At 68.9% G+C, this 21,576-nt stretch carries 18 protein-coding genes and 1 pseudogene; 11 read left to right on the forward strand and 8 right to left on the reverse strand.

Annotated elements, in window-relative coordinates; genetic code table 11:
• Window positions 1-30 precede the first annotated feature (30 nt).
• The gene (locus CLV01_RS00980) at window positions 31-1,725 is read right to left on the reverse strand and encodes an acyl-CoA dehydrogenase family protein (RefSeq protein WP_099732566.1); all 1,695 of its coding nucleotides are present in this window, start codon (window positions 1,723-1,725) and stop codon (window positions 31-33) included.
• Window positions 1,726-1,770: 45 nt separating this feature from the next.
• On the opposite strand from CLV01_RS00980, the gene CLV01_RS00985 reads away from it, so the two are divergent.
• Entirely contained in the window at window positions 1,771-2,430 is a 660-nt protein-coding gene (locus CLV01_RS00985) for a TetR/AcrR family transcriptional regulator (RefSeq protein WP_043780208.1), read from the forward strand.
• Window positions 2,431-2,471: 41 nt separating this feature from the next.
• Here CLV01_RS00985 and CLV01_RS00990 read toward each other — a convergent pair whose 3' ends face one another.
• From CLV01_RS00990 to CLV01_RS01000, 3 genes are all read right to left on the reverse strand, one after another.
• Window positions 2,472-3,650 (reverse strand): sensor histidine kinase, encoded by a 1,179-nt coding sequence (locus tag CLV01_RS00990; protein ID WP_012202061.1) that lies wholly within the window; start codon window positions 3,648-3,650, stop codon window positions 2,472-2,474.
• A complete protein-coding gene (locus CLV01_RS00995; protein WP_013800025.1) occupies window positions 3,635-4,360 on the reverse strand; it encodes a response regulator in 726 nt (241 codons plus the stop codon). The genes CLV01_RS00990 and CLV01_RS00995 overlap by 16 nt, the downstream gene beginning before the upstream one ends.
• A 133-nt stretch (window positions 4,361-4,493) precedes the next feature.
• A complete protein-coding gene (locus tag CLV01_RS01000; protein WP_099732565.1) occupies window positions 4,494-5,498 on the reverse strand; it encodes a fimbrial protein in 1,005 nt (334 codons plus the stop codon).
• A 344-nt stretch (window positions 5,499-5,842) separates the two neighbouring features.
• Between CLV01_RS01000 and CLV01_RS01005 the strand changes: the two genes are divergently transcribed.
• From CLV01_RS01005 to CLV01_RS01040, 9 genes and pseudogenes are all read left to right on the forward strand, one after another.
• Window positions 5,843-7,315, forward strand: a complete 1,473-nt coding sequence (locus CLV01_RS01005) for an efflux transporter outer membrane subunit (protein ID WP_099732564.1) — start codon at window positions 5,843-5,845, stop codon at window positions 7,313-7,315.
• A complete protein-coding gene (locus CLV01_RS01010) occupies window positions 7,312-8,466 on the forward strand; it encodes an ABC transporter permease (protein WP_012202065.1) in 1,155 nt (384 codons plus the stop codon). Before CLV01_RS01005 ends, CLV01_RS01010 begins: the two co-directional genes overlap by 4 nt.
• A gap of 15 nt (window positions 8,467-8,481) precedes the next feature.
• On the forward strand, window positions 8,482-9,240 hold the full coding sequence (locus tag CLV01_RS01015; RefSeq protein ID WP_013800028.1) for an ABC transporter ATP-binding protein: 759 nt from the start codon (window positions 8,482-8,484) through the stop codon (window positions 9,238-9,240).
• Window positions 9,237-10,181 (forward strand): HlyD family secretion protein, encoded by a 945-nt coding sequence (locus tag CLV01_RS01020; protein ID WP_034397595.1) that lies wholly within the window; start codon window positions 9,237-9,239, stop codon window positions 10,179-10,181. The genes CLV01_RS01015 and CLV01_RS01020 overlap by 4 nt, the downstream gene beginning before the upstream one ends.
• The gene (locus CLV01_RS01025; protein WP_099732563.1) at window positions 10,174-10,878 is read left to right on the forward strand and encodes an MtnX-like HAD-IB family phosphatase; all 705 of its coding nucleotides are present in this window, start codon (window positions 10,174-10,176) and stop codon (window positions 10,876-10,878) included. The genes CLV01_RS01020 and CLV01_RS01025 overlap by 8 nt, the downstream gene beginning before the upstream one ends.
• 336 nt (window positions 10,879-11,214) lie before the next feature.
• Window positions 11,215-11,838, forward strand: a pseudogene (locus CLV01_RS01030) (alpha/beta hydrolase); the annotation flags it as partial.
• Between the two features lie 144 nt (window positions 11,839-11,982).
• Window positions 11,983-12,351 carry an EamA family transporter gene (locus tag CLV01_RS29800; RefSeq protein WP_012202070.1) on the forward strand — a complete coding sequence of 123 codons (369 nt, stop codon included), beginning with the start codon at window positions 11,983-11,985 and terminating at the stop codon, window positions 12,349-12,351.
• A gap of 1 nt (window position 12,352) precedes the next feature.
• Window positions 12,353-12,847, forward strand: a complete 495-nt coding sequence (locus CLV01_RS01035) for a DMT family transporter (RefSeq protein ID WP_012202071.1) — start codon at window positions 12,353-12,355, stop codon at window positions 12,845-12,847.
• Window positions 12,840-14,066 (forward strand): DegT/DnrJ/EryC1/StrS family aminotransferase, encoded by a 1,227-nt coding sequence (locus CLV01_RS01040; protein WP_099732562.1) that lies wholly within the window; start codon window positions 12,840-12,842, stop codon window positions 14,064-14,066. The genes CLV01_RS01035 and CLV01_RS01040 overlap by 8 nt, the downstream gene beginning before the upstream one ends.
• On the opposite strand, the gene CLV01_RS01045 is transcribed toward CLV01_RS01040, so the two are convergent.
• The 4 genes from CLV01_RS01045 to CLV01_RS01060 all read right to left on the reverse strand — a co-directional run bounded on the left by CLV01_RS01045 (window position 14,029) and on the right by CLV01_RS01060 (window position 18,767).
• On the reverse strand, window positions 14,029-15,351 hold the full coding sequence (locus CLV01_RS01045) for an SAM-dependent methyltransferase (protein ID WP_099732561.1): 1,323 nt from the start codon (window positions 15,349-15,351) through the stop codon (window positions 14,029-14,031). The two genes, CLV01_RS01040 and CLV01_RS01045, sit on opposite strands and share 38 nt — an antisense overlap.
• Window positions 15,352-15,419: 68 nt before the next feature.
• Entirely contained in the window at window positions 15,420-16,331 is a 912-nt protein-coding gene (locus CLV01_RS01050; RefSeq protein ID WP_013800035.1) for a hypothetical protein, read from the reverse strand.
• The gene (locus tag CLV01_RS01055; RefSeq protein WP_099732560.1) at window positions 16,313-17,386 is read right to left on the reverse strand and encodes a GNAT family N-acetyltransferase; all 1,074 of its coding nucleotides are present in this window, start codon (window positions 17,384-17,386) and stop codon (window positions 16,313-16,315) included. Before CLV01_RS01055 ends, CLV01_RS01050 begins: the two co-directional genes overlap by 19 nt.
• 7 nt (window positions 17,387-17,393) lie before the next feature.
• A complete protein-coding gene (locus CLV01_RS01060; RefSeq protein WP_034397609.1) occupies window positions 17,394-18,767 on the reverse strand; it encodes an aspartate aminotransferase family protein in 1,374 nt (457 codons plus the stop codon).
• 278 nt (window positions 18,768-19,045) lie between these two features.
• On the opposite strand from CLV01_RS01060, the gene CLV01_RS01065 reads away from it, so the two are divergent.
• Window positions 19,046-21,466, forward strand: coding sequence for a TonB-dependent hemoglobin/transferrin/lactoferrin family receptor (locus CLV01_RS01065; RefSeq protein ID WP_099732559.1), 2,421 nt, complete (start codon window positions 19,046-19,048; stop codon window positions 21,464-21,466).
• The last annotated feature ends 110 nt before the right edge of the window (window positions 21,467-21,576 follow it).

Consider the following 21,576-nt stretch of genomic DNA (forward strand, 5'->3'; position numbering starts at 1 on the left):
GCTTTGTTGTGTGGTGGGCCGGCGGCCGCTTCAGGCGGGCAGCGCGCGCTGCAGGATGGCGGCGATGTCCAGGCCTGCGGGGTCGAAGGCGCCCGCCACCATGGCGCCCTGCTGCGCCCCCAGGCGCGTGGCGATGAAGCCATCGGCCATGGCGGGCGGCGCATGGCGGCGCAGCAGGCAGGCCTGGGCCAGCAGCACCAGGTCCTGCACCAGGCGGCGTGCCTGGGCCTCGATCTGGTCAGGCGGGCCGGACAGGCGCCGGGCCAGCGATTGCGCCTGCTGCAGCAACGCGGGCTCGCCCGCTGCCGTGTCGATCAGGTCCTGCAGCAGCAGCTGCGCGCCGTCGGGCTCGCGCGAGATGGCACGCAGCACGTCCAGGCACATGACGTTGCCCGAGCCTTCCCAGATCGAGTTCACGGGCGCCTCGCGGAACAGGCGCGCCATCACGCCCGTGTCCACATAGCCGTTGCCGCCCAGCACCTCCATGGCCTCGCCCGTCAGCTCCACGCCGCGCTTGCAGACCCAGAACTTGGCCGCTGGCGTCATGATGCGTTTCCAGGCGCGCTCCAGCGGATCGCCCTCGTCGCCTCCACGCTCATAGGCCTGGGCCAGGCGCATGGCGATCTGCAGCGCGGCCTCGCTTTCCAGCGCCAGGTCGGCCAGCACGGTGCGCATCAGCGGCTGCTCGGCCAGCAGCTTGCCGAAGACGCTGCGCCGGCGTGCATAGGCCAGGGCCTGCACCGTGGCCGAGCGCAGGATGGCGGCGCTGCCCAGCACGCAGTTCAGGCGGGTGTAGGTAGCCATCTCGATGATGGTGGGAATGCCCCGGCCTTCCTCGCCCATCAGGATGCCCCAGGCGTCCTCGAACTCCACTTCGCTGCTGGAGTTGCTGCGGTTGCCCACCTTGTCCTTCAGGCGCTGCACGCGCACGGCATTCCTGCTGCCGTCCGGGCGCCAGCGCGGTACGTAGAAGCAGGCCTGCCCACCGCCTTCCCCCATGCGCGCCACCACCAGGTGGGCATCGCACATGGGTGCCGAGAAGAACCACTTGTGGCCGCGCAGCAGGTACTCGCCGCCACGCCCGCCGGCGTGCACCGGCATGGCCACCGTCGTGTTGGCGCGCACGTCGGAGCCGCCCTGCTTCTCGGTCATGCCCATGCCCAGCCACATCGATGCCTTGTCGGCCACGGGCAGGTCGCGCGGATCGTATTCGTGGCTGAACAGCTTGCCCTGCAGCTGCTGCCACAGCGCCGGTTCCTTTTGCAGCAGCGGGATGGCGGCCGTGGTCATGGTGGCCGGGCACAGCGTGCCCTGTTCGACCTGGCCGTGCAGGTAAAAACCTGCGGCCCAGGCGCTCCAGCGGCCCGCGCTGCTGTCCTCGAAGGGCAGGGAGATCAGCCCCTGCTGCCGGTATAGTCCCAGCAGCGTGTGCCAGCTCGGGTGGAACTCCACGGCGTCGATGATGCGGCCGCGCGCGTCGAAGCGGTGCAGCTCGGGCGTGTGGCGGTTGGCCTGCTCGGCCAGTTCCCAGGTGGCGCGCTCGCCCAGCTGCTGCGCATAGCGCGACAGCGAAGGAATGTGGCGCGCGGCGCCGTTGCGCTGAAGGGCCTCGGCCAGGGCAGGGTCGGCCTCCAGCAGGTTGAAGTCGGTGAGTTCGTCGACCTGGTTCAGGACGTCGTGCGTGTTCCAGGTGTGCCCTGTCTGCAATGTCTGGCCGGTGCTCATGCGTGTCTCCGTGATCGTTGGTCTCAACGCAAAAGTCTAGGAAAAATGCCCAGCAAAGGTGTTCGGGTTTCACGGCAGCAGCCGCAGCCGCCCAAAGTGCGGCGCCGCCCCCTGCAATCGCGCGCGCAGGCCACGTCGCAGGCGCTGCAGGACGCCTTTGTTCGGCTTGTGATCGAGCAGGGCTACGAGCGCACCACGGTGCGCGAGGTGGCCGCCGTGGCCGGCGTGGGCCTGGGCACCTTCTATGAATACTTCGGAAACATGGACACGCTGGCGGCCATGTGCATCCACCGCCAGGTGCAGGCCCTGCACGCCCAGGGGCTGCAAACGCTGCAGGACAGTGCCGGCATGCCGCTGGCCACGCGCGTGGACCGCCTGCTGGACACCCTGGTCGACGGCATTGCGCGCGAGGCGCCGATGTGGGCCGCGCTGTTCATGCTGGAGCGCAAGGTGTCCGCGCCCGAGCCCTTCCGCCGTCACTACCAGGCCTATGTACAGCTGTGGGGCACGGCATTGCAGGACTGCGATCCGCCGCTGCCCGCGCCGGCCCAACCCCTGGCACGGCTGCTGCACACGCTGACCTATGGCTGGGTGTCGCAGTCGCTGCTGGCGCTGGGGCCGCAGCAGACGCTTCAGCAGCTGCGCGCGCCGCTGGGCTGGGCCATCCATGCGCTGCTGCGCGAGGCGCAGGCTCCGTCCGCGTAGCGGACCCAGCAGCGGCCCCGGCGGCCTCCAGCGGCGCAGGATCAGACGCGCGGAAAGCGCAGCGTGAAGCGGGCACCGCCCTGCTCGGAGTCGTCGGCCTCCACGCTGCCGCCCTGGGAGACGGTCAGTGCCTTGACGATGGACAGGCCCAGGCCCGAGCCCTCGCGACGGCGCTTGCCGGGCACCTGGGCAAAGCGCTGGAAGGGGTGGGCGCGCAGCTCGCTGGGCAGGCCGGGACCGGCATCGCTGATGCGCAGCACGGCCCAGGCACGGCCCTCGATATCGGATTCCACCGTCAGCGCCACGCCCAGCCATGCGCCGCTGGCCGCATGGCGGATGGCGTTGCTGACGAGGTTGGAGAGGATCTGGCGCATGCGGTCGGCGTCGGCACGGATGTCGGCCATGCCGATGTCACTGGGCGCGGGCAGGTGCATCTCCAGCTGCATGCCATGCTGCAGGAGCTGGGGGTGCAGGTGGTCCAGCGTCTCGGCCACGAGTTCGGCCAGGTCCAGGCGCTGCTTTTGCAGCGACAGCTGGCCGGCATCGGCCATGGACAGCGTGTGCAGGTCGCCGACCAGCCGGCCCAGGTGCTCGACCTGGAACAGCAGCGTGTTCAGCTCGGTGTCGTCTGCGGCGATGACGCCGTCGCAGATGGCATGCAGGCGCGCCTGCAGCACGGTCAGCGGCGTGCGCAGCTCGTGCGAGATCGAGGCCGCCGTGGCGCGGCGCTCGGCCTCCAGCGTCTCCAGCGAATCGATCATGCGGTTGAAGGCCACCACCATCTCGGCCATCTCGCCATGGGCCTTGCCGGGCAGGGCGCGCGCGCTGAAGTCGCCCAGCTCCACGCGCTTGGCCACCTCGACCATGGACGCCAGGGGCCGCGTCACCAGGCGCGAGACCCAGAAGCCCACCGCCAGCCCGAAGGGCAGGCACACCAGCAGGCCGATGACCAGGGACCATTTCTCGCCGAACAGCAGATCGCCCGTCCAGTACTGGCCGTAGATCTGCATGGCGCGCGGGCTGTCTTCCAGCGACTGGGCGTTGAGTTCGTCCAGCTCGATCTGCACGGCCGGCGGCAGGCTGCTGTAGAAGTCGCGGTACTGGATCTCCGAGAACACCAGCACGCCGATGGCCAGCAGGGCAATGGTGCTGAGCACGGTGGCCGTGATCCACAGGCCGAAGCGCACCCAGATGCGGTTGGGCCTCAGTCCCAGGGCCATAGCCGGTAGCCAATGCCGCGCACGGTCTCGATCAGGCCTTCCTGGCCGGCCAGCTGCAGCTTGCGGCGCAGCTTGGACAGATGGGAGTCGATGACGCGCTCCAGCGCATCGCTCTCGGGCAGGCAGTGCTCGATCAGGTGGGAGCGCGAGAAGCAGCGCCGGGGCTGGGCCGCCAGGCAGGCCAGCAGGCGGAATTCGGTCAGCGTCAGGGGCAGCGGCAGGGCGCGGCCCTCGTTGTCGTAGACCACGGCGCTGTGCGCCTCGGAGTCGATCTCGATGGGACCCACGCGGATGGGCGCGGGCGCCGGGTTCTTGCGTGCCTGGGTGCGGCGCAGCACGGCGCGCACGCGGGCCACGACCTCGGGCGGATTGAAGGGCTTGACCACGTAGTCGTCGGCGCCCAGGCGCAGGGCCAGCAGCTTGTCCACATCATCGGCCAGGGCGGTGACCATGATCACAGGCGTCTGGCTGTCATCGCGGATGGCGCGCAGCACGTCGATGCCGTCCATGCCGGGAAGGTGGATGTCCAGCAGCACCAGGTCGGGCCGCAGCAGGCGGAACAGCTGCAGCGCCTCCTGGCCGTCCGAGGCCATGCGCGAACGCAGCCCGTCCCGCTCGAGATAGGCCGTCAGGATGCTGGCGATGGCGGGCTCGTCTTCGACGACGAGCACGAGGGGGGTGGTTGCCGTTGGCTGTGCTGTGGAGTTCATGGGAAAGCTGGCAGGGCCAGGCGCACATTATGGTGCGATGCCCTGGATGCCGCCGCCCCTCCATATTGGCTCCACGAAGTCTGCAATCGCGCGCAAGGCTGGCGCTGTTCATTTCCTGCGGGCCCCTCAGCGGCTATTGGTAGCTCATCGTGAAGGTCGCCCTGCCATAGGCCATGCCAGGTGTCACGCTGCCGGCTGTCTGCACCAGGCGCGCGCTCAGCGGAATCTTCAGGCTGTTCTGCCCCTGTGCGGCCTGGCCCGCATTCCATTGGTTGGCATTGCCCAGGCTGCCGGAGTCGGGGCCGAAGCTCACGGGCACGTTGTTTCTCAGTACCTGTATGCCGACACCCCGGGCCTTGGAATTTTGGGCCAGCGTCAGCGTGCTCGATCGGTTGGTTGCCTGGGTGGCATCCGTCAGCGTGATGAAGGCGGTCAGGCGTGTATTGGCTTCGCCTCCCGCGCAGGTCAACTCGATGCTGAAGTCCTTGGCTGCCGTGACGGACCCGATTCCCTTGAAATCGGCGAACGGGGCGGGGGCCATGGTCACGTCGATCTTGCCCGTGGACACCCGGCAGGTCGGCGGCCTGGGGCGGCTGCTGACGTTGACGGTGATGCCACTTGAAAAGAATATCGTGGCCAGCAAGTCACGGGCATTGCTGGTCCCTGAGTAGATTCGTGCGAAGCTGCCATTCAGGGAACCGCCAGATGTGAGTTCTCCGGTTTTCACGAGCTCGAGGGTCATGTTGTTGCTTGGCAGTGAATGGAATATGCCCTGTTTCAGCATGGACCCTGAATAAGGCGCGGCTCTTTCCCACGTGATTCTCATGCCCAGGTTGGGAATGGCGGTGGAATATATTCCACCGCTTTCCGTTCCAATGCCTTCTATGTAATAAAAATCATTGTCGCAAGAAATGTGGTAGCTGCCGGCTCCGGTATTTTGTAAATTCATTGTCCTGGAATAGACAACGCTGCCAATCGGATAATTTTCATTGACGATGGTGGGGGTGTTGGCTGAACCCGGAAACTGGGCATTCCAGCCCTGGGAGGAACAACGGGCCCAGGATGAAATAGGGGCCATACAAAAAATCAAGAGGAGAGGCGTGGCCAATGCATGGCGCAAGATGGCTGTGAAAGACATGCTGTGAACTCCAGCCTGGAAGATATGGATCAATGCCTTGGGACGGGTGGCATAGGGCGCGATATCCGGCCAATGTACTGACCTGCATGCGGCCTTGGAATTGGAGCGTTCTGAAAATAAACTCGGAATCATCCGAGTCCGCGGTGATCGGGCGGTCCGCAACTGGCTCTTGCCCGGGTTGGGGCAGAGAGGCTCCCGCAAGGCGCTGCGCTCTCCATGTTTCCTCCATAAAGCCTGCAACCTCGCGCAAGCTTGGCCGCGTCCAATGGCCATCCGGGGACATGGTTCCCTGGCCTCGTTTTCCCGGCCCTCCCCTCAATCATCCCCTCCCGCCTGTCCATCCCGTGAACCACGCCGCCGCGACGCATCGCCTCTCCAGCCTGTGCCTGGGCGCCGCCCTGGCGCTGGCCGGTTGCTCCTCGCCGCCTCCGGCGCAGCTTGACGGCTCGGTGCCCACGCAGTGGACGCAGCCCCTGCCAGCCGCCGCGCCGGGTACACCTGGCTCGGCCGCAGCGCCCGACCTGCAGGGCTGGTGGAAGGCCTGGGGCGACGAATCCCTCAACACCCTGGTCGAAGAGGCGCTGGCCGCCAACCTCGACCTGTCCCAGGCCCAGTCGCGCCTGCGCCAGCAACGGCTGCTGGCCGGCACGGCCGGCTCGGCCTTCCGGCCCGTGTTCACGGCCGGTGCGCGCACGCTGCAGGACATTGCGGCCATCGACTCGTATTTCCACGCCAGCATCGACGTGAGCTGGGACCTGGGCCTGTTCGGCGCCCGCGAGGCCGGCGAGCGCAATGCCGCCGCCTCCGTGCTTGACGCACGGGGCCGCCTGCAGGCGGCCCGCGTGGCCCTGGTGGCCGATGTGGTCCACCGCTATCTGGACATCCGCATGGCCCAGCGCCAGCGCGCCCTGATCGACGAACAGGCACTGCTGGATGCGCGTGCCCTGCAACTGGCCCAGGTGCGCCAGCAGCAGCGCCTGGGCACGGCCGAGGCCGTGCACCAGCTGCAACTGCAGGCCGGCCAGAGCGCGGCCTTGCGTGCCAGCCTGCGCGAAACCCAGGCCCGCAGCGCCCACATGCTGGCCGCCTTGCTGGGCCGCACGCGGCCCGATGCGCAGTGGCTGCAGGCCGATGCCAAGGCCCCGCTGCCCGGCCCCCAGGCGCTGGGCGTGGCCGTCCTGCCGGCTGACCTGCTGCGCACGCGCCCCGACATCCAGGTGGCGCAGGCCGCCGTGGAACGCGCGGCGGCCGAGCAGGGCATTGCGCATGCGGCGCTGTATCCGCGCTTCGTGATCGGCGGCTCGCTGCTGTACTCGTTCAACATCACCCAGAACCTGCGTACCACGCAGGACAACGCACCCACCTTCGGGCCGCAGATCGACATTCCCCTGTTCGACTGGGGCCGCCGCCGCTCCCAGGCCGACGCCAGCGAGCTGGCGCTGCAGGCCGCCATCCAGGCCTACCGCCAGAGCGTGCTCGACGGCGTGGCCGAGGTCGAGTCCGCACTGGCCGCGCTGGACGCCCAGCGCGAGCGCATCGCCTCGCTGCAGTCCACCCAGCAGGTGCTGGCCGAGCGCGAGCGCGTGCAGGACCAGCGCCTGAAGCTGGGCCTGGACAGCGAATTCGGCGGCCTGGCGCCCCGGCGCGCCGCGCTGCAGGCGCGCAGCGAGCAGACCACGGCCCTGGCCGCCCATGCGCTGGCCTACGTGGCGCTGTACAAGGCCCTGGGCGGCGCGCCGCTGCCGGCCGAGGACCAGGACGCTGCCGACAGCGGCATGGCTCCACTGGCTCCGCTCGCACAAGGAGCGCCCTCATGATCGCCCTGGCACGCAAGACGCTGGTGCACGAGTGGCGCCGCTTCATTCCCTCCGTCTTCGCCGTGGGCTTCTCCGGCGTGCTGCTGGCCATGCAGGCCGCGCTGGTGCTGGGCATCTTCGGCTCGGCCGCGCTGTATGTGACGGCTTCCTCGGCCGACCTGTGGATCGGCTATCCGGGCACGCAGAGCGTGAACTTCGGCCGCACCATCGGCCGCGACGTGGACATGCGCCTGCGCATGGACCCCGATGTCGCGGCGGTCGAGCCCTATGTCTGGGTGGACGGCGACTGGCGCTCGGACTCGGCCGCCGGCGGCGCTGCGAGCGAGCACGGCGGCGGCGTGTCGGTCTACCTGTCGGGCATTGCCACCGATGACGCCTCCATGCTGTTTTCCCACGTGCTCCAGCCCTGGCAGCGCCAGCGCCTGCGCGAGACCGGCGCCGTGATCGTGGACCGGGCCGACCTGCAGACCCTGGGCACCAGCGAAGGCGGCGTGGCCTGGGTCAACAACCACCGCGTGCAGGTGGTGGCGGCCGTGGACGGCCTGCGTGGCCTGGGCGGCGTGAACGTATTGGCCTCGCTGGCCACGGCCCGCGAGATTGCGGGCGACCCCGGCCAGGGCAGCACCTATTTCGTGGCGCGCGTGCGCCCGGGCGCCTCGGCCAAGGCCGTGAAGCAGCGCCTGAACCAGCCCACACCCAGCTTCGGCCCCTACGAGGCCTGGACGGCCAGGGAATTCGCGCGGCGCTCGCAGCGCTACTGGATGTTCGACACGGGCGCCGGCGCGGGCGTGCTGTTCATGGCCGTCATCGTCTGCCTGGTGGGCTCGGTGGTCACCAGCCAGTCGCTCAAGGCCGTGGTGGCCGCTTCCTCGCGCGAGTACGCCGTGCTCAACGCGCTGGGCGTGAGCCGCGCGGCACTGGGCCGCGTGGTGGTAGAGCAGGCCTGCTGGATCGGCGGCCTGGGCTTTGTGATGGCCGCGCTGGCCAGCGCCGTATTGCTGGCCCTGGCCATGGCCTACCGCGTGCCCGTGGCGCTGAACGCATCGGCCGTGCTGGCCTGCGCCGTGCTGGTGGCCGTGCTGTCCCTGCTGTCGGGCCTGGGCGCCATGCGCAGCCTGCTGCGTGCCGACCCGGCCACGCTGCTGCGCTGAAGACGGCCAGACCCCATGAACGTGATGAATGCCCACTCCCCCGCGCCCACGGCGGCGCCCCGCACGGCACCCAGCCTGGAGGCCGTGCGCCTGTGCAAGTCCTTCCTGTCGGGCATGGTCAGCGTGCAGGTGCTGCAAGGCCTGTCCGTGTCGCTGTACCCGAGCGAGCTGAGCCTGATCTCCGGGCCCTCGGGCTGCGGCAAGAGCACGCTGCTGTCGCTGATGTCGGGCCTGCAGGCGCCCGACAGCGGCCACGCCATGGCGCTGGGCGAGGACCTGGGCAAGCTGGGCACGCGGGCGCTGGAGAAATTCCGCCTGCGCCACACGGGCTTCGTCTTCCAGGGCTTCAACCTGTTCCCGGCGCTGACGGCCATCGAGCAGGTGCAGCTGCCCCTGGGCTACATGGGCCTGCGCAGCGACGAGGCCCTGCGCCGCGCCCAGCAGGCGCTGGACGAGGTCGGCCTGTCCCACCGCGCCCACATGCGCCCGGCCGAACTGTCGGGCGGCGAAAAGCAGCGCGTGGCCATCGCGCGCGCCATGGCCAAGGCGCCGCAGCTGCTGTTTGCCGACGAACCCACGAGTGCGCTGGATGCCGAAAGCGGCCAGCGCGTCATCGACATCCTGCACCGCGCGGCGCGCAACCATGGCACGACCGTGCTGTGCGTGAGCCATGACCCGCGCCTGGTGCGCCATGCCGACCGCGTGCTCGGCATGGAGGACGGCGCCATCCGCAGCGACTGGCGCCAGACCTCCCCGTTGAAGGAAAAAGAATGAAGTACCCCCTGAGCGGCCTTGCCGCGTCCACTGCCGGTCTGGCTGCGGCGCTGGCCGCCGCCGCGCTGCTGGCGGGCTGCGGTCCTTCGCACGATGCGCCTGCCAATGCCGGCCAGGCCAGCGCCAAGGCGCAGCAAAACGGCCCGGCGGCCGTGGCCGTGGCGCGCGGCAAGATCGAGGTGGAAGGCGGCCTGCTGGACCTGTCGCCCGCCGTGGCCGGCGTGGTGCAGCAGCTGTCCGTCAAGGAAGGCCAGTCCGTGCAGCGCGGCCAGTTGCTGCTGAGGCTGGCCGACGATACGGGCCAGGCCGACCTGGCCGTGGCCGAGTCCGAGGCCCAGCTGGCCAAGGCCCGCCAGAAGGCACGCGCCGCGCGCCTGCCCCAGCTCAAGCAGACCTTGTCGCGCTGGCAGGCCGCAGCGCGCGAGGGCGCCGCCGATGCGCAGAACGTGGACGAGGCCGCGCAGGCGCTGCGCGATGCCCAGGCCGAGATCGACGTGGCCGCGGCCGAGGCCCAGGTGGCACAGCGCAAGCTCGAACAATTGCGCGCCCAGCACAAGCGCCAGGAACTGCGCGCACCCGAGGCCGGCACCGTGGTGCGCCTGGCCACCCACGCGGGCAGCCAGGCCGTGCCCGGCACGCCGGCCGTGGTGCTGCTGCCGCAGCGCCCGCTGCAGGTGCGCGCCGAAATCAACGAAAGCTTCGCCGCCGCCGTGCGCGAAGGCATGCGGGCCACGGTGACGCTGGACGCCGATGGCGCCGCACAGCAGCAGCTGCCCTCGGCACGCGTGCTGCGCATCAGTCCCGTCTATGGCACGGCGCGGCTGCAGGACGACCAGCAGCGCGGGCCGGTGCGTGTCATCGAGTGCGTGCTGGTCTTCGAGCAAGCTCCCGCCGCCGCCGTGCGCGTGGGTCAAAACGTAAGGGTGCAGTTTCATGAATAAGCGCATTCCCCTGTATCTGGACACCGCCGCCCCCGGCTGGATGGTGCAAAGCGACTTCGACGGCACGATCAGCCTGCTGGACGTGACCGACACCCTGCTCAACCGCTTCGGCAAGCCCGGCTGGCAGGAACTGGAAGACGCCTGGGAGCGCGGCGAGATCGGCTCGCGCGAATGCATGAAGGGCCAGGTCGCGCTGCTGGACATGGACGAGGCCGAGCTGCGCGCCCACTTGGACACCATCGAGATCGACCCCGGCTTTGCCGGCTTCGTCGCGGCCGCCCAGGCCCACGGCATGGTGGTGCAGGTGGTCAGCGACGGCATCGACTACGCCATACGCCATGTGCTGGAGCGCCATGGCCTGGGCCATCTGCAGGTCATCGCCAACCGCCTGGTGCAGACCGGCGAGCGCAGCTGGCGCCTGGACTCTCCCTGGGCCAGCGCGCAGTGCACGCGCGCCAGCGGCAACTGCAAATGCGAGCGCCTGGCCGAGCAGCAGGCCCTGCACGGCCGCGTGCTCTACGTGGGCGACAGCACCTCGGACTTCTGCGTCTCGGGCCGGGCCGACTTCGTGCTGGCCAAGTACAAGCTCATCGCCCACTGCGAAAGCCGGGGCATCGCCCATGCGCCCTTCGAGCATTTCGAGCAGGCCACGGCCTTGCTCGACAAGGTGGTCCTGGGCCTGGAGGCGCTGGCATGACATACCACCCCCTGAGTCGCTTCGCGCCTTCCCGTTGCACGGCGCCCCCCAAGGGGGACGACACCTTCGGTGCGGGGCGGCGCGGCCGGCCAAGGCCCTTCCTCGGTGTCTCTGGCTTCAGGGCACGCCAGTTTCACGGTCAGAGGGCGACGCGCAGCGTCATGGAAAATTGACATGAATTTGAGTGATGGGCTCTCCTTGGTTCAGCGCAGCGAGCCTGCCACGGGGCTGGACAACGTTTGCGTGACCGAGCATGAATTCGTCATGCCCGGCACGGGCGCGGCCGCGCGCACCGGCGTGCTGCTGGTGCACGGGCTCACGGGCACGCCTGCCGAAATGCGCCTGCTGGCCAAGGGGCTGAACAAGCAGGGCTTCACCGTCTATGCGGTCCAGCTGGCCGGCCATTGCGGCAGCATGGAAGATCTCGTGGACACGCGCTGGACCGACTGGCTGGCCAGCGTGGAGGCCGGCCTGCAGCGGCTGTCGCAGCACATGGACCATGTGGTGGTCGGCGGCCTGTCCATGGGCGCCGTGCTCTCCCTGGCCGTGGCCCAGCGCCACCCCGACAAGGTGGACGGCGTCTGCGCCCTGTCCACCACCTTCCGCTACGACGGCTGGAGCATTCCCTTCTACACGCGCCTGGCCTTCCTGCTGCCGCTGTTCCGCGCGCTGGGCATTGGCCGCCACAGCGTGTTCATGGAGCAGCCGCCCTACGGCATCAAGGACGAGGCCCTGCGCGCGCGCGTGGTCGAGCAAATGCATTCGGGCGACAGCGCGGCGGCCGGCCTGCCGGGCAATCCCTGGTGGTCCATCATCGAGCTGCGCCGCCTCTCGGCCCATGTGCTGGCGCGACTGCCCCAGCTGCGCTCGCCCTGCCTGGTCATCCATGCGCGCAACGACGACATCTCCTCGGTGGCCAACGCCCATGACATCGTGCATGGCGCCAGCCAGGCCCATGTCGAGCTGGTGCTGCTGGACAACAGCTACCACATGGTCACCATTGACCGCGACCGCCGCACCGTGATCGCGCGCACCACCGAATTCGTGGCGCGCATCGCCAGCGGTGCCGCCCCCGCGAGGTGCGGGCTGCGGAGGCCGCACGGCATGGGCAGTGATCTCTCGCCGCTGGTCATCACGCTGTGGGTGCTGAACGTGCTGGTGGACAGCGGGGGCCAGCTGGCCTTCAAGGCCGCCGCCAGCCAGCCCGGTGACCTCGACGGCCTGGCACGCTGGCGCTTCATGGCCTCCAGGCCCTGGCTGTGGCTGGGCGTGGGCTGCTATGTGGCCGAGTTCGTGCTGTGGCTGGCCTTTCTCTCGCTGGTGCCGCTGTCCGAAGGCGTGCTGCTGGGCTCCATCAACATCGTGGCCATCATGATCGCGGGCCGGCTGCTGTTTGCCGAGAAGCTGGCACCCATGCGGGTCGCCGGAATTGTCCTCGTGTCCATAGGCGTCGCCATCGTGGGCCTCCATTGAAATGAAGCGCTTTTATTTCATCGGCTTTCTGGTGCTCATGGCCTTCGACACGCTGGCCCAGCTGAGCTTCAAGCAGGCCGGCAATGCGGCGCTGCCGCTGGAGTTCTCCACGGCCTGGCTGGCGCGCGTGTTCGGCCAGCCCTGGATCTATGGCGCCTTCGTGGGCTACATCGGCGCCTTTTTCTCGTGGATGACCTTGCTCAAGCGCGCGCCCATCGGCCCGGCCTTTGCGGCATCGCACCTGGAGATTCTTTCCGTGCTGGCGCTGTCGTACTGGCTGTTCGACGAGCGCATAGGCATGCCTCAGATCATCGGCTGCCTGTTCATCGTGGCCGGCATCGCCTGCCTGGCCGTCAGCGAGACGCAGGAGGCCGAGGGACCCGGCGCAGACGATGACACGCCGGGCCATGCGGGCGGCAACCCGGGCGCGGGTTCGGCCAGCGCGGGCGCCGCGCATCTGGCGGCCTCGGCCGAGCACGGCACGCACCGTGGCTGAACGCGTGCTGCCGCCCACGGCGGGCCTGCCGCTGCGCGCGGCCGACCTGCTGCCCTGGGGCGACGCGGACCTGGCGACGGCGCTGGCGCAGTGGCTGGGCGTGCCCGCCGTGCAGCTTGAATGCTCGGGCACCTCGGCGCTGATGGTGGCGTTGCAGACCCTGCGCCGCCTGGCGCCGGGCCGCAGCGAAGTCATCGCACCCGCCTATACCTGCCCGCTGGTGGCCCTGGCCGTGGCGCACTGCGGCCTGCAACTGCGCCTGTGCGATCTGCATCCCGACACGCTGGACATGGACCCCACGCGCCTGCGCGCCCTGTGCAGCGAACGCACCCTGGCCGTGCTGCCCACGCATCTGTGCGGCCGCGTGGCCGACGTGGCCACGGCCGTGGACTGCGCGCGCGCCGTGGGCGCCTGGGTGGTGGAGGACGCGGCCCAGGCCCTGGGCGCACGCCTGCGCGGCGAGCCCGTGGGCTGGCAGGGCGATGTGGGCTTCTACAGCCTGGCCGTGGGCAAGGGCCTGACCACCTTCGAGGGCGGCGTGCTGCTGGCACGCGACCCCGCGCTGCGCGAGGCACTGCGCGAGACACATGCGGCCAGCGTGCGCCAGGACCGGGGCTGGGAGTTGCGCCGCAGCCTGGAGCTGCTGGGCTATGCGGCGCTGTACCGCCCCGCCGGGCTGGACCTGGCCTATGGCCGTCCCCTGCGCGATGCGCTGTCGCGCAGCGACTGGGTGCAGGCCGCCGGCGATGATTTCGACGACGCCATTCCCTGCCATGAACTGGGCGCCTGGCGCCGCCGCGTGGGCCGGCGCGCGCTGGCGCGGCTGGCGGATTTCCAGCAGCAACTGCAGCGCCAGGCCCGTGAGCGCGGCGCCTGGCTGTCGGCCCTCGATGGGGTCGAGGTGGTGGGTGACACCGTGCCGGGTGCGCAAGGCGTCTGGCCCGTGCTGCTGCTGCGCCTGCGCGATGCCGCCACGCGCGATGCGCTGCTGCGCGCGCAATGGGGGCGGGGCTGGGGTTTGTCGCTGCCCTTCGTCCATGTGCTGCCCGACTATGGCCGCTACGACCATGTGCTGGGCCTGGCGCGCCAGGACGTGGTGGACCAGGGGCGCGACTGGGCACGGCGCCTGGTGGCCGTGGGCAACAGCCTGTGGTTCGACGACGCGCGCTTCGAGGCCTTGCTCAGTCTGCTGGAGAGGCCGCACGCCGCGCCTGGCTGACGGCTGTGGCCTGCGTGGCGCCGGGTTGTGTCGTGGCGCCGGCCGGTGGCTCGCGCCCGCGCAGGGCCTGGCTGCGTTCGGCGACATAGTCGCGCGTGAGCGGAACCGCTTCCTGGCGGCGTGCCAGTTGCACCTGGAAAATGGCGATGTCCTGGTAGCGGAAGGCGGCTTCCGACATGGACAGATAGAACTCCCACATGCGGTAAAAGCGCTCGTCGTAGAGCGCGGCGGCCTCGTCGCGGCGCGCCATGAAGCGCTCGCGCCACAGCCGCAGCGTGCGCGCATAGTGCAGGCGCAGCACTTCGATATCGGTGACCACCAGGCCGCTGCGTTCGATGGCCGGCGTGAACTCCGACAGGGATGGAATGTGGCCGCCCGGGAAGATGTAGCGCTCTATCCAGGGATTGTTGAAGTCGGGCACATCGCTGTTGCCGATGAAGTGCAGCAGCATCACGCCATCGTCGGACAGCAGCTCCCGGCACTGGCGGAAGAAGGCGTCGTGAAAACGCGTGCCCACATGCTCGAACATGCCCACCGAGACGATGCGGTCGAAGGTGCCGCGCGTGTCGCGGTAGTCTTCCAGGCGGTAGCTGAGGCGGTCTGCGCACGGGGACTGGCCGGCACGCTGGCGGGCGCCCGCCAGCTGCTCGCCGGACAGTGTCACGCCCGTCACATGGCCCGCGCCAGCCACCTCGGCCAGGTAGCGCGACAGTCCGCCCCAGCCGCAGCCTATGTCCAGCACGCGGTGGCCGGGCTCCACGAGCAGCTTGGCGGCGATGTGGCGCATCTTGGCCCGCTGGGCCTGTTCCAGGCTTTCGTCGCCATGCTCGAAGTAGGCGCAGGAGTACTGGCGCTCGCCATCCAGAAAGAGCCGATAGAGCCGGTCGTCGAGGTCATAGTGGTGCGCCACGTTGGCGCGCGCCTTGCTGCGGCGGTTGTGCTGCAGCAGCGGGCGCAGCCGCATGCGCCAGGCATCGAGCAGCCGCACGCTGGCCGGCACGGGCAGGTTGCGCGCGTTGCGCAGCACGAGCTCCAGCACGTCGTAGATGCTGCCCCGCTCCACCACCAGGCGCTGCTGCATGAACATCTCGCCAAGGTTCAGGTCCGGGTCGCGCATCAGGGCCCACAGTGCGCGCCTGTCCGTGAAGCGGATGCGTGCCTGCGGCTGGCCGCCGTCGCCGAAGGCGAGCATGCGCCCCCAGGGCAGGCAGATTTCGAGCAGTCCCTTGCGCACCAGGGGTGTGAAACTGCGCTGCAGCAGTCTTTCGGTCAGCCGGTCGATCATGGGGTTGCCTCCTGTCTTGCGGTCGGCCGCGGTGCGCGGACGTGGGGGATGCGGGGTGTGAACGGATCCTAGGGGCTGGTGCAGGTCTGGATGTATTCGACCAGCCGTTCGTTGAAGGCATGCTGGCCCAGCTGCCAGGTGGCCAGCGTCTGCGCGTCGATCTGCGTGTCCTGGCCGTCTCCGGCGCTCATCCAGCGCTTCCACCAGGTCGTGTAGCGCCAGGAGGACACATCGCCCGTGATGTCGCTGCCCACGATCTGGCCGGCCAGCGCGCCGATGATGTCCAGGGCCTCGCCTTCCTGCATGCGGCCCTGGTCCCAGTTGGTGCGCACCACCTCGGGCGCGAACACGTCCTTGTCGATGCTCAGGTAGGTGGGCTGGGCCTGCTCGCGCAGCATGCGCGCCAGCGTGCGCGACAAGTCGGCCACGCTGGCAAAACCGCGAAAGGCGGCATCCACGCCCAGGCGGCGCGCCCAGCCCGTGTCCACGCCCGCGCTCCAGTAGCTCAGGCGGCCGGCGCGCAGCGGCGTGAGGTAGTTCTCCCAGGCGTGCGCGCGGCCGATGTCGCCGGAGGTGATGCCGGCCACATGCACATGCGAGACGGCCGGATGCAGGGCCACGCGCCGGACCCAGGAGCCGCAGTGCACGCCCCAGGGAAAGCGCATGTTGTCGGGGTGGTTGTCCAGCACGACCACGCGCAGCGGCCGGCCCGCGGACAGGGCCTGGGCGGTGATGCAGCGCTCGATCAGCGGCCAGCTCAGGTGGTGGAAGTCGCCACTGCCCATGAGGGCCGTGCCATGCGCGGCGGGCAGTTGCGCGTCGAGTGCCGCGCGGAACTGCGCAAACCGGCGCAGGCCGCAGCCAAAGCGCACCTGCTCCTGCCAGTCCTGCAGCGGCAGGCGCAGCTCGCCGGGCAAGGTCCCCACCGAGCCATCCACATCCAGCACCACGGGCTGGGCATTCAGTTCTGTTCGCTCCATTGGCGATCGCTTTCGAAGTGGCCGGCAAAGCGCCGGCCCAGTGCGCGCAGCAGCGGATTGCGGATGAAGACCGCATGCTGCGTGAAGGTGAAGCTGGCGCCCAGCTGGGCCTTGACCTCGGGGTCGGTCCAGCCGGCCACGTAGTGGCTCAGGCCGCGTTCGATGGCGTATTCAAGGTTGACCATCCAGCTCACGAAGTAGAGATTGGCCTCGCGCGCGGCCGGGTAGGACAGGCCGATGTACTTGTCGATCAGCTTGCCGCCGTGCTCGAAGCACAGGTTCCAGCCCAGCAGCGCGCCGGGCGTGCCGTCGTCCTGCAGCGCGCGGTACTCGAACACGGTGCCTCCGTTGCCTGCATCGCGCAGCAGGGCCGCGAAGAAATCGCGCGTGAGTTTGTCGAAGTGGATCTCGCTTTGCGCATACACCGCATCGAACAGCGCGTAGTAGGCATCGACGCAGGCGTCATCGGCAAAGGCCGCGCCCGTGGGAATGCGCTGCACCTGCAGCTGCGCGCGGCTCCTGAGCTTGCGGCGCAGGTTCTGGCGGCGGCTCCTGGACAGGCGCGCAAGGTATTCGTCCAGGCTGGAGAAGTCGATGGGCACATGGGCCAGGGCCTGGCCCTCGACCAGGATGAAGCCCGCATCGGCCAGGGCCTGCGCCAGCGCCCGTGCGTGGGCGTTGTCGGCGTCCGGCAGCAGCGGTGAATCCTGGGGCAGGTCCTTGACGATGGTCAGCATGCGCCGGCCTGCGCGCGCACGCAGCGCGGCAGCCTGCCGGGCGGCAGGGATGCCCATGGGCAGCACGGCGTACTCGCTGACCGTGGTGCCCACGAAGTCGGTGGACAGGCGCAGCCGGCGCGACAGCCAGCCGCCACCGGGCAACGACAAAAGACGCGCCTTGAGCGCGTCGTCCGCCGTGGTCAGAAGATCGAAGGGCGCCGTGAAGGCCGGCGCCGGCCAGTCCTGCAGCAGTGCGAAGCCCTCGGGAGGATGGGCCGCGAACTGCGCGAGCAGGCCTGGGGGTTCGAGCTGGTTGTGCAGGCGCTCTGCGGGCATCGCGCCTTCAGGCCGCCTTGGCTTTCGTGAGCAACTGGTCCAGCAGGACCATGGCTTCGTCGATCTCGGGGCGCGAGATCATCAGCGAGGGCGCGAAGGTGATCACGTTCTTGTAGTAGCCGCCCACGTCCAGCACCAGGCCGCGTTTCTGCCCCTGGTATTCCAGGCCGCCTTCGAGGCCGATGTCCACCATCTTGTCCAGCAGCGCCTTGTTGGGCGTGAAGCCGTCTTCGGTGCAGATCTCGGCGCGCAGCGCCAGGCCCAGGCCGTCCACGTCGCCGATTTCCTTGTGGCGCTTTTGCAGCTCCTTGAGGCCTTCGAGGAAGTAGGCGCCCGATTCGCGCACCTGGCGGCCGAAGTCCATCTCGTGGGTCATCTTCATGACTTCCAGGCCCAGGGCCGTGCCCAGCGGGTTGGAGGCGAAGGTGGAGTGCGTCGATCCCGGCGGGAAGATGGTGGGGTTGATCAGCTCCTCGCGCGCCCACAGGCCCGACAGGGCGTTGAGGCCGTTGGTCAGCGCCTTGGCAAAGACCAGCACGTCGGGCTTGACGCCGAAGTTCTCCACCGACCACAGCGTGCCGGTGCGCCAGAAGCCCATCTGGATTTCATCGACCACCATCAGCACGCCGTGGTCGTCCAGCACCTTCTTGAGGCCCTTGAAGAAGTTGGGCGGCGGCACGACGTAGCCGCCCGTGCCCTGGATGGGCTCCACGTAGAAGGCCGCGTACTCGCACTGGTTGGTCTTGGGGTCCCAGATGGCGTGGTACTCGTTCTCGAACTTGCGCGCGAATTCCCGGACGATGGAGTCCGCATACTCCTCGGACGTCATGCCCTTGGGGCGGCGGAACGGGTAGGGGAAGGGGATGAACTGCGCGCGGTCGCCGAAGTGGCCGTAGCGGCGGCGGTAGCGGTAGCTGGAGGTGATGCTGGAGGCGCCCAGCGTGCGGCCGTGGTAGCCGCCCTCGAAGGCGAACATCAGGCTCTTGCCGCCGCTGGCATTGCGCACGACCTTGAGCGAGTCCTCGATGGCCTGGGCGCCGCCCACGTTGAAGTGCACGCGGCCGGCATGGCCCCACTTGCGCTCCGCATCCTGGGCGATGAACTTGGCCAGCTCGATCTTGGTGGGGTGCAGGTACTGGCTGGCGACCTGGGGCAGGGTCTGCAGCTGCTCGATCATCTTCTGCTCGAGGCGCTTGTTCTTGTAGCCGAAGTTCACGGCCGAATACCACATCTGCAGATCAAGGTAGGGCGTGCCGGCCTCGTCGTACATGTAGCTGCCTTCGCAGCCCGAGAAGATCTTGGGCGGGTTGACGTAGTGGACGGTATCCCCGAACGAGCAGTACTTGGCTTCGTCGGCCAGAAGTTGGGCGTTATTGATCACAGCAAAGGGCTCCAGATATTCAGCCGCCGCAGTGTGAGCGGGCAATCTTGCTGCGCTGTCGAGTCTTTGTGTGGGGTTTGTGGAGGAGGCCCGCGCGGAGCCTGGATCGGCCCCTGTGACGTAAATGAGACAAAACAAATGATAATCATTATCAATTGATGGGAGAATCGCGGAAAGCCAGCAGGAACAATCACACACGGGGGGAGCAATGGTCTCGCAAGAGCACTCCGCGGACAGGTCGGCAGCTAGCCAGCAACCCTCTTTCCCCGATTCCCGCCATGGCTGTGTCTTCGCGTTCGTCTTTCCTCTCCCTCTCCCGCAATCCCTCGCGCACGCCGGCATTGCGGCACAGCCTGCTGGCCGTGGCCGTGCAGGCCGCCGTGATCGGTCTGGCCTCGCCCGGCGCCTGGGCACAGACGCAGACGCATGCGCAGACTGCGGACGATGAGGCCCGGCTGATGGCGCAGGCTCCCACCAAGGCGCTGGCCCAGGTCGATGTGGTCGATGCAGCCGAGCCCGTGCAGCGCACGCCGGGCGCCTCCACCACCGTCAGCGGCCCGGCGCTGGAGCAGGCCGGCAGCATGGCCGACGTGGTGCGCTACCAGCCCCTGGTCTCAGCGCCGGGCACGGCCTCGGGCACCAGCCGCAACCGCAGCAGCTTCGACCGCTCGGGCACCACGGGCTACAACATCCGCGGCATCGAGGGCAACCGCATCGGCATGGATGTGGACGGCGTCGAGATGCCCGACGCCACCACGCGCCCCTATGTGAGCCGTGTCGGCGCCAACACCTTCGGCGTGGGCCGCGACTTCATCGACCCCGAGATGTTCTCGGCCGTGGACATCCTCTCCGGCACCACCACGGCGCGGCGCGCGGCCGGTGGCATCGGCGGCTCGGTGGGCTTTCGCACCAAGTCCGCCGAGGACTACCTGGTGGGCGGCAAGACCTCCTACCTGGGCGGCAAGATCGGCCACGACACGGCCGACCGCTCCTGGAACGAGAGCTTCACGGCCGCTGGCCGCTCGGGCGACCTCGACGGCCTGATCGCCTACTCGCGCCGCGACGGACACGAGACGCGCAACCACAGCGCCATCGTCAACAGCTATCCCGACGACTGGAACTCCAACGCGCTGCTGCTCAAGGGCGGCCTGCGCATCAACCCGGCCCACCGCCTGGTGCTGTCGGCCGACCTGTACCGCCGCAAGAACGACACCTCCTTCCACGGCTGGGACACCACCAACACCAGCATCACCGAAAGCTCGCGCCAGAACAGCGACACCAGTCGCAACACGCTGCAGCTGCAGCACCTGTGGACACCGGCCGGCGCCTGGGTGGACCAGCTGGACACGCGGCTGTACTTCCAGAACACGGACACCAACGACGTTACCGACACCACCACGCTGGCCACGGGCGCCAAGGTGCACAACGTCTCCGGCAATGAGACGCGCACCTGGGGTTTCTCGAGCACGGGCGACAAGCGCATCGACCGCCACCGCCTGAGCTTTGGCGTGAATGCATCGACACAGGACACGGAGCGTCCGTGGAACGTTTTCGCTACCGGCACGCCCGTTATGAAGCCCCAGCCCGACACCACCACCCGCCGCTACGGCGCCTTCCTGCAGGACGAGATCAGCTTCCAGGCCGGTGGCCGCCGCCTGGCGCTGATTCCCGCGCTGCGCGTGGACCGCGTGGAGATCAAGACGCGCGACCTGGACAACTTCGTCTCGGGCGTGCTCACGGCCGCCGATGTGGAAAAGATTTACGGCGGCACGCGCGGCAACACCATCCTCAGCCCCAGCCTGGCCCTGGTCTATGACCTCACGCCCACGTTCAGCGCCTATGCCCAGTTCAAGCGCAGCGGGCGAGCGCCCTCGGCCGGCGAGATCTTCGGCTCGTGGAACATGGCCAGCAACTACAACGCGGCAGGCCAGTACGCCCTGGTGGGCAACCCCAACCTGAAGGAGGAAAGCAGCAATGCCTTCGACTTCGGCCTCAAGGGTTCGCCCACGCCGGGCGTGACCTTCAACAGCTCGGTCTTCTATACCAGGTACTCCGACTTCATCGCCTACACGCGCTACCTGCGCGCGGGCCGTCCCGACCTGTTCGTCAACGTGCCCGCCCACATCGGCACCATCTACCAGGCCGAGAACCGCGACAGCGCAAAGATCTACGGCTTCGAGGCCAGCGCGCGCCTGGACCACGGCCAGTGGATGCCCGCCGCCAGGGGCCTGTACTCCACCTGGGCGCTGGGCATCAGCCGCGGCACCTCCAAGTCCTACTACGCAGGCGACAAGGATGTGCCGCTGGACAGCGTGCTGCCGCGCAAGGCCATCGTCGGCGTGGGCTATGACGCACCGGCCCGGCAATGGGGCCTGAACCTGACCGGCACCTTCGTCGCGGGCAAGCAGGCCGTGGCCACCAACCGCGACAGCTACCTGAACGCGGGCACCGGCCTGACCGACTCGACCACCGAGCTGTTCCGCGTGCCCGGCTATGCCATCTTCGACCTGGCCGGCTACTGGCAGGTCGCAAAGAACGTGCGCCTGAACGCCGGCATCTACAACCTGGGCGACAAGCGCTACTGGGACTATTCCAGCACCCGCAGCCTGCAGCCCGGCGTGGCGCGCGACCGCCGCGACATCGAGCTGCTGAGCAACCCGGGCCGCACCTTCGCCGTGTCCATGAACGTTGCGTTCTGAGCACCCTGCGCACCATGCCATTGCATCCACGCCACCTTCACTTGCCGCGTGGCGCGGATCCGAGGAGTTTCTCCAGGGGCCGGCCGGCCTTCCCTACAGCGGCGGTGTCG

The sequence above is a fragment of the Delftia sp. 60 genome (genome assembly GCF_002754395.1).
GTDB lineage: Bacteria > Pseudomonadota > Gammaproteobacteria > Burkholderiales > Burkholderiaceae_C > Comamonas > Comamonas acidovorans.

Excerpts from the sequence above, each read along its gene's own strand:
- CLV01_RS01055 (WP_099732560.1), bottom strand. The coding sequence starts at position 17,386 with ATGCCCGCAGAGCGCCTGCACAACCAGCTCGAACCCCCAGGCCTGCTC.
- CLV01_RS01000 (WP_099732565.1), bottom strand. The coding sequence starts at position 5,498 with ATGTCTTTCACAGCCATCTTGCGCCATGCATTGGCCACGCCTCTCCTC.
- CLV01_RS00995 (WP_013800025.1), bottom strand. The coding sequence starts at position 4,360 with ATGAACTCCACAGCACAGCCAACGGCAACCACCCCCCTCGTGCTCGTC.
- CLV01_RS01035 (WP_012202071.1), top strand. The coding sequence starts at position 12,353 with ATGAAGCGCTTTTATTTCATCGGCTTTCTGGTGCTCATGGCCTTCGAC.
- CLV01_RS00990 (WP_012202061.1), bottom strand. The coding sequence starts at position 3,650 with ATGGCCCTGGGACTGAGGCCCAACCGCATCTGGGTGCGCTTCGGCCTG.
- CLV01_RS01015 (WP_013800028.1), top strand. The coding sequence starts at position 8,482 with ATGAACGTGATGAATGCCCACTCCCCCGCGCCCACGGCGGCGCCCCGC.
- CLV01_RS01025 (WP_099732563.1), top strand. The coding sequence starts at position 10,174 with ATGAATAAGCGCATTCCCCTGTATCTGGACACCGCCGCCCCCGGCTGG.
- CLV01_RS01050 (WP_013800035.1), bottom strand. The coding sequence starts at position 16,331 with ATGGAGCGAACAGAACTGAATGCCCAGCCCGTGGTGCTGGATGTGGAT.
- CLV01_RS00980 (WP_099732566.1), bottom strand. The coding sequence starts at position 1,725 with ATGAGCACCGGCCAGACATTGCAGACAGGGCACACCTGGAACACGCAC.
- CLV01_RS01065 (WP_099732559.1), top strand. The coding sequence starts at position 19,046 with ATGGCTGTGTCTTCGCGTTCGTCTTTCCTCTCCCTCTCCCGCAATCCC.
- CLV01_RS01045 (WP_099732561.1), bottom strand. The coding sequence starts at position 15,351 with ATGATCGACCGGCTGACCGAAAGACTGCTGCAGCGCAGTTTCACACCC.
- CLV01_RS01010 (WP_012202065.1), top strand. The coding sequence starts at position 7,312 with ATGATCGCCCTGGCACGCAAGACGCTGGTGCACGAGTGGCGCCGCTTC.
- CLV01_RS00985 (WP_043780208.1), top strand. The coding sequence starts at position 1,771 with ATGCCCAGCAAAGGTGTTCGGGTTTCACGGCAGCAGCCGCAGCCGCCC.
- CLV01_RS29800 (WP_012202070.1), top strand. The coding sequence starts at position 11,983 with ATGGGCAGTGATCTCTCGCCGCTGGTCATCACGCTGTGGGTGCTGAAC.
- CLV01_RS01020 (WP_034397595.1), top strand. The coding sequence starts at position 9,237 with ATGAAGTACCCCCTGAGCGGCCTTGCCGCGTCCACTGCCGGTCTGGCT.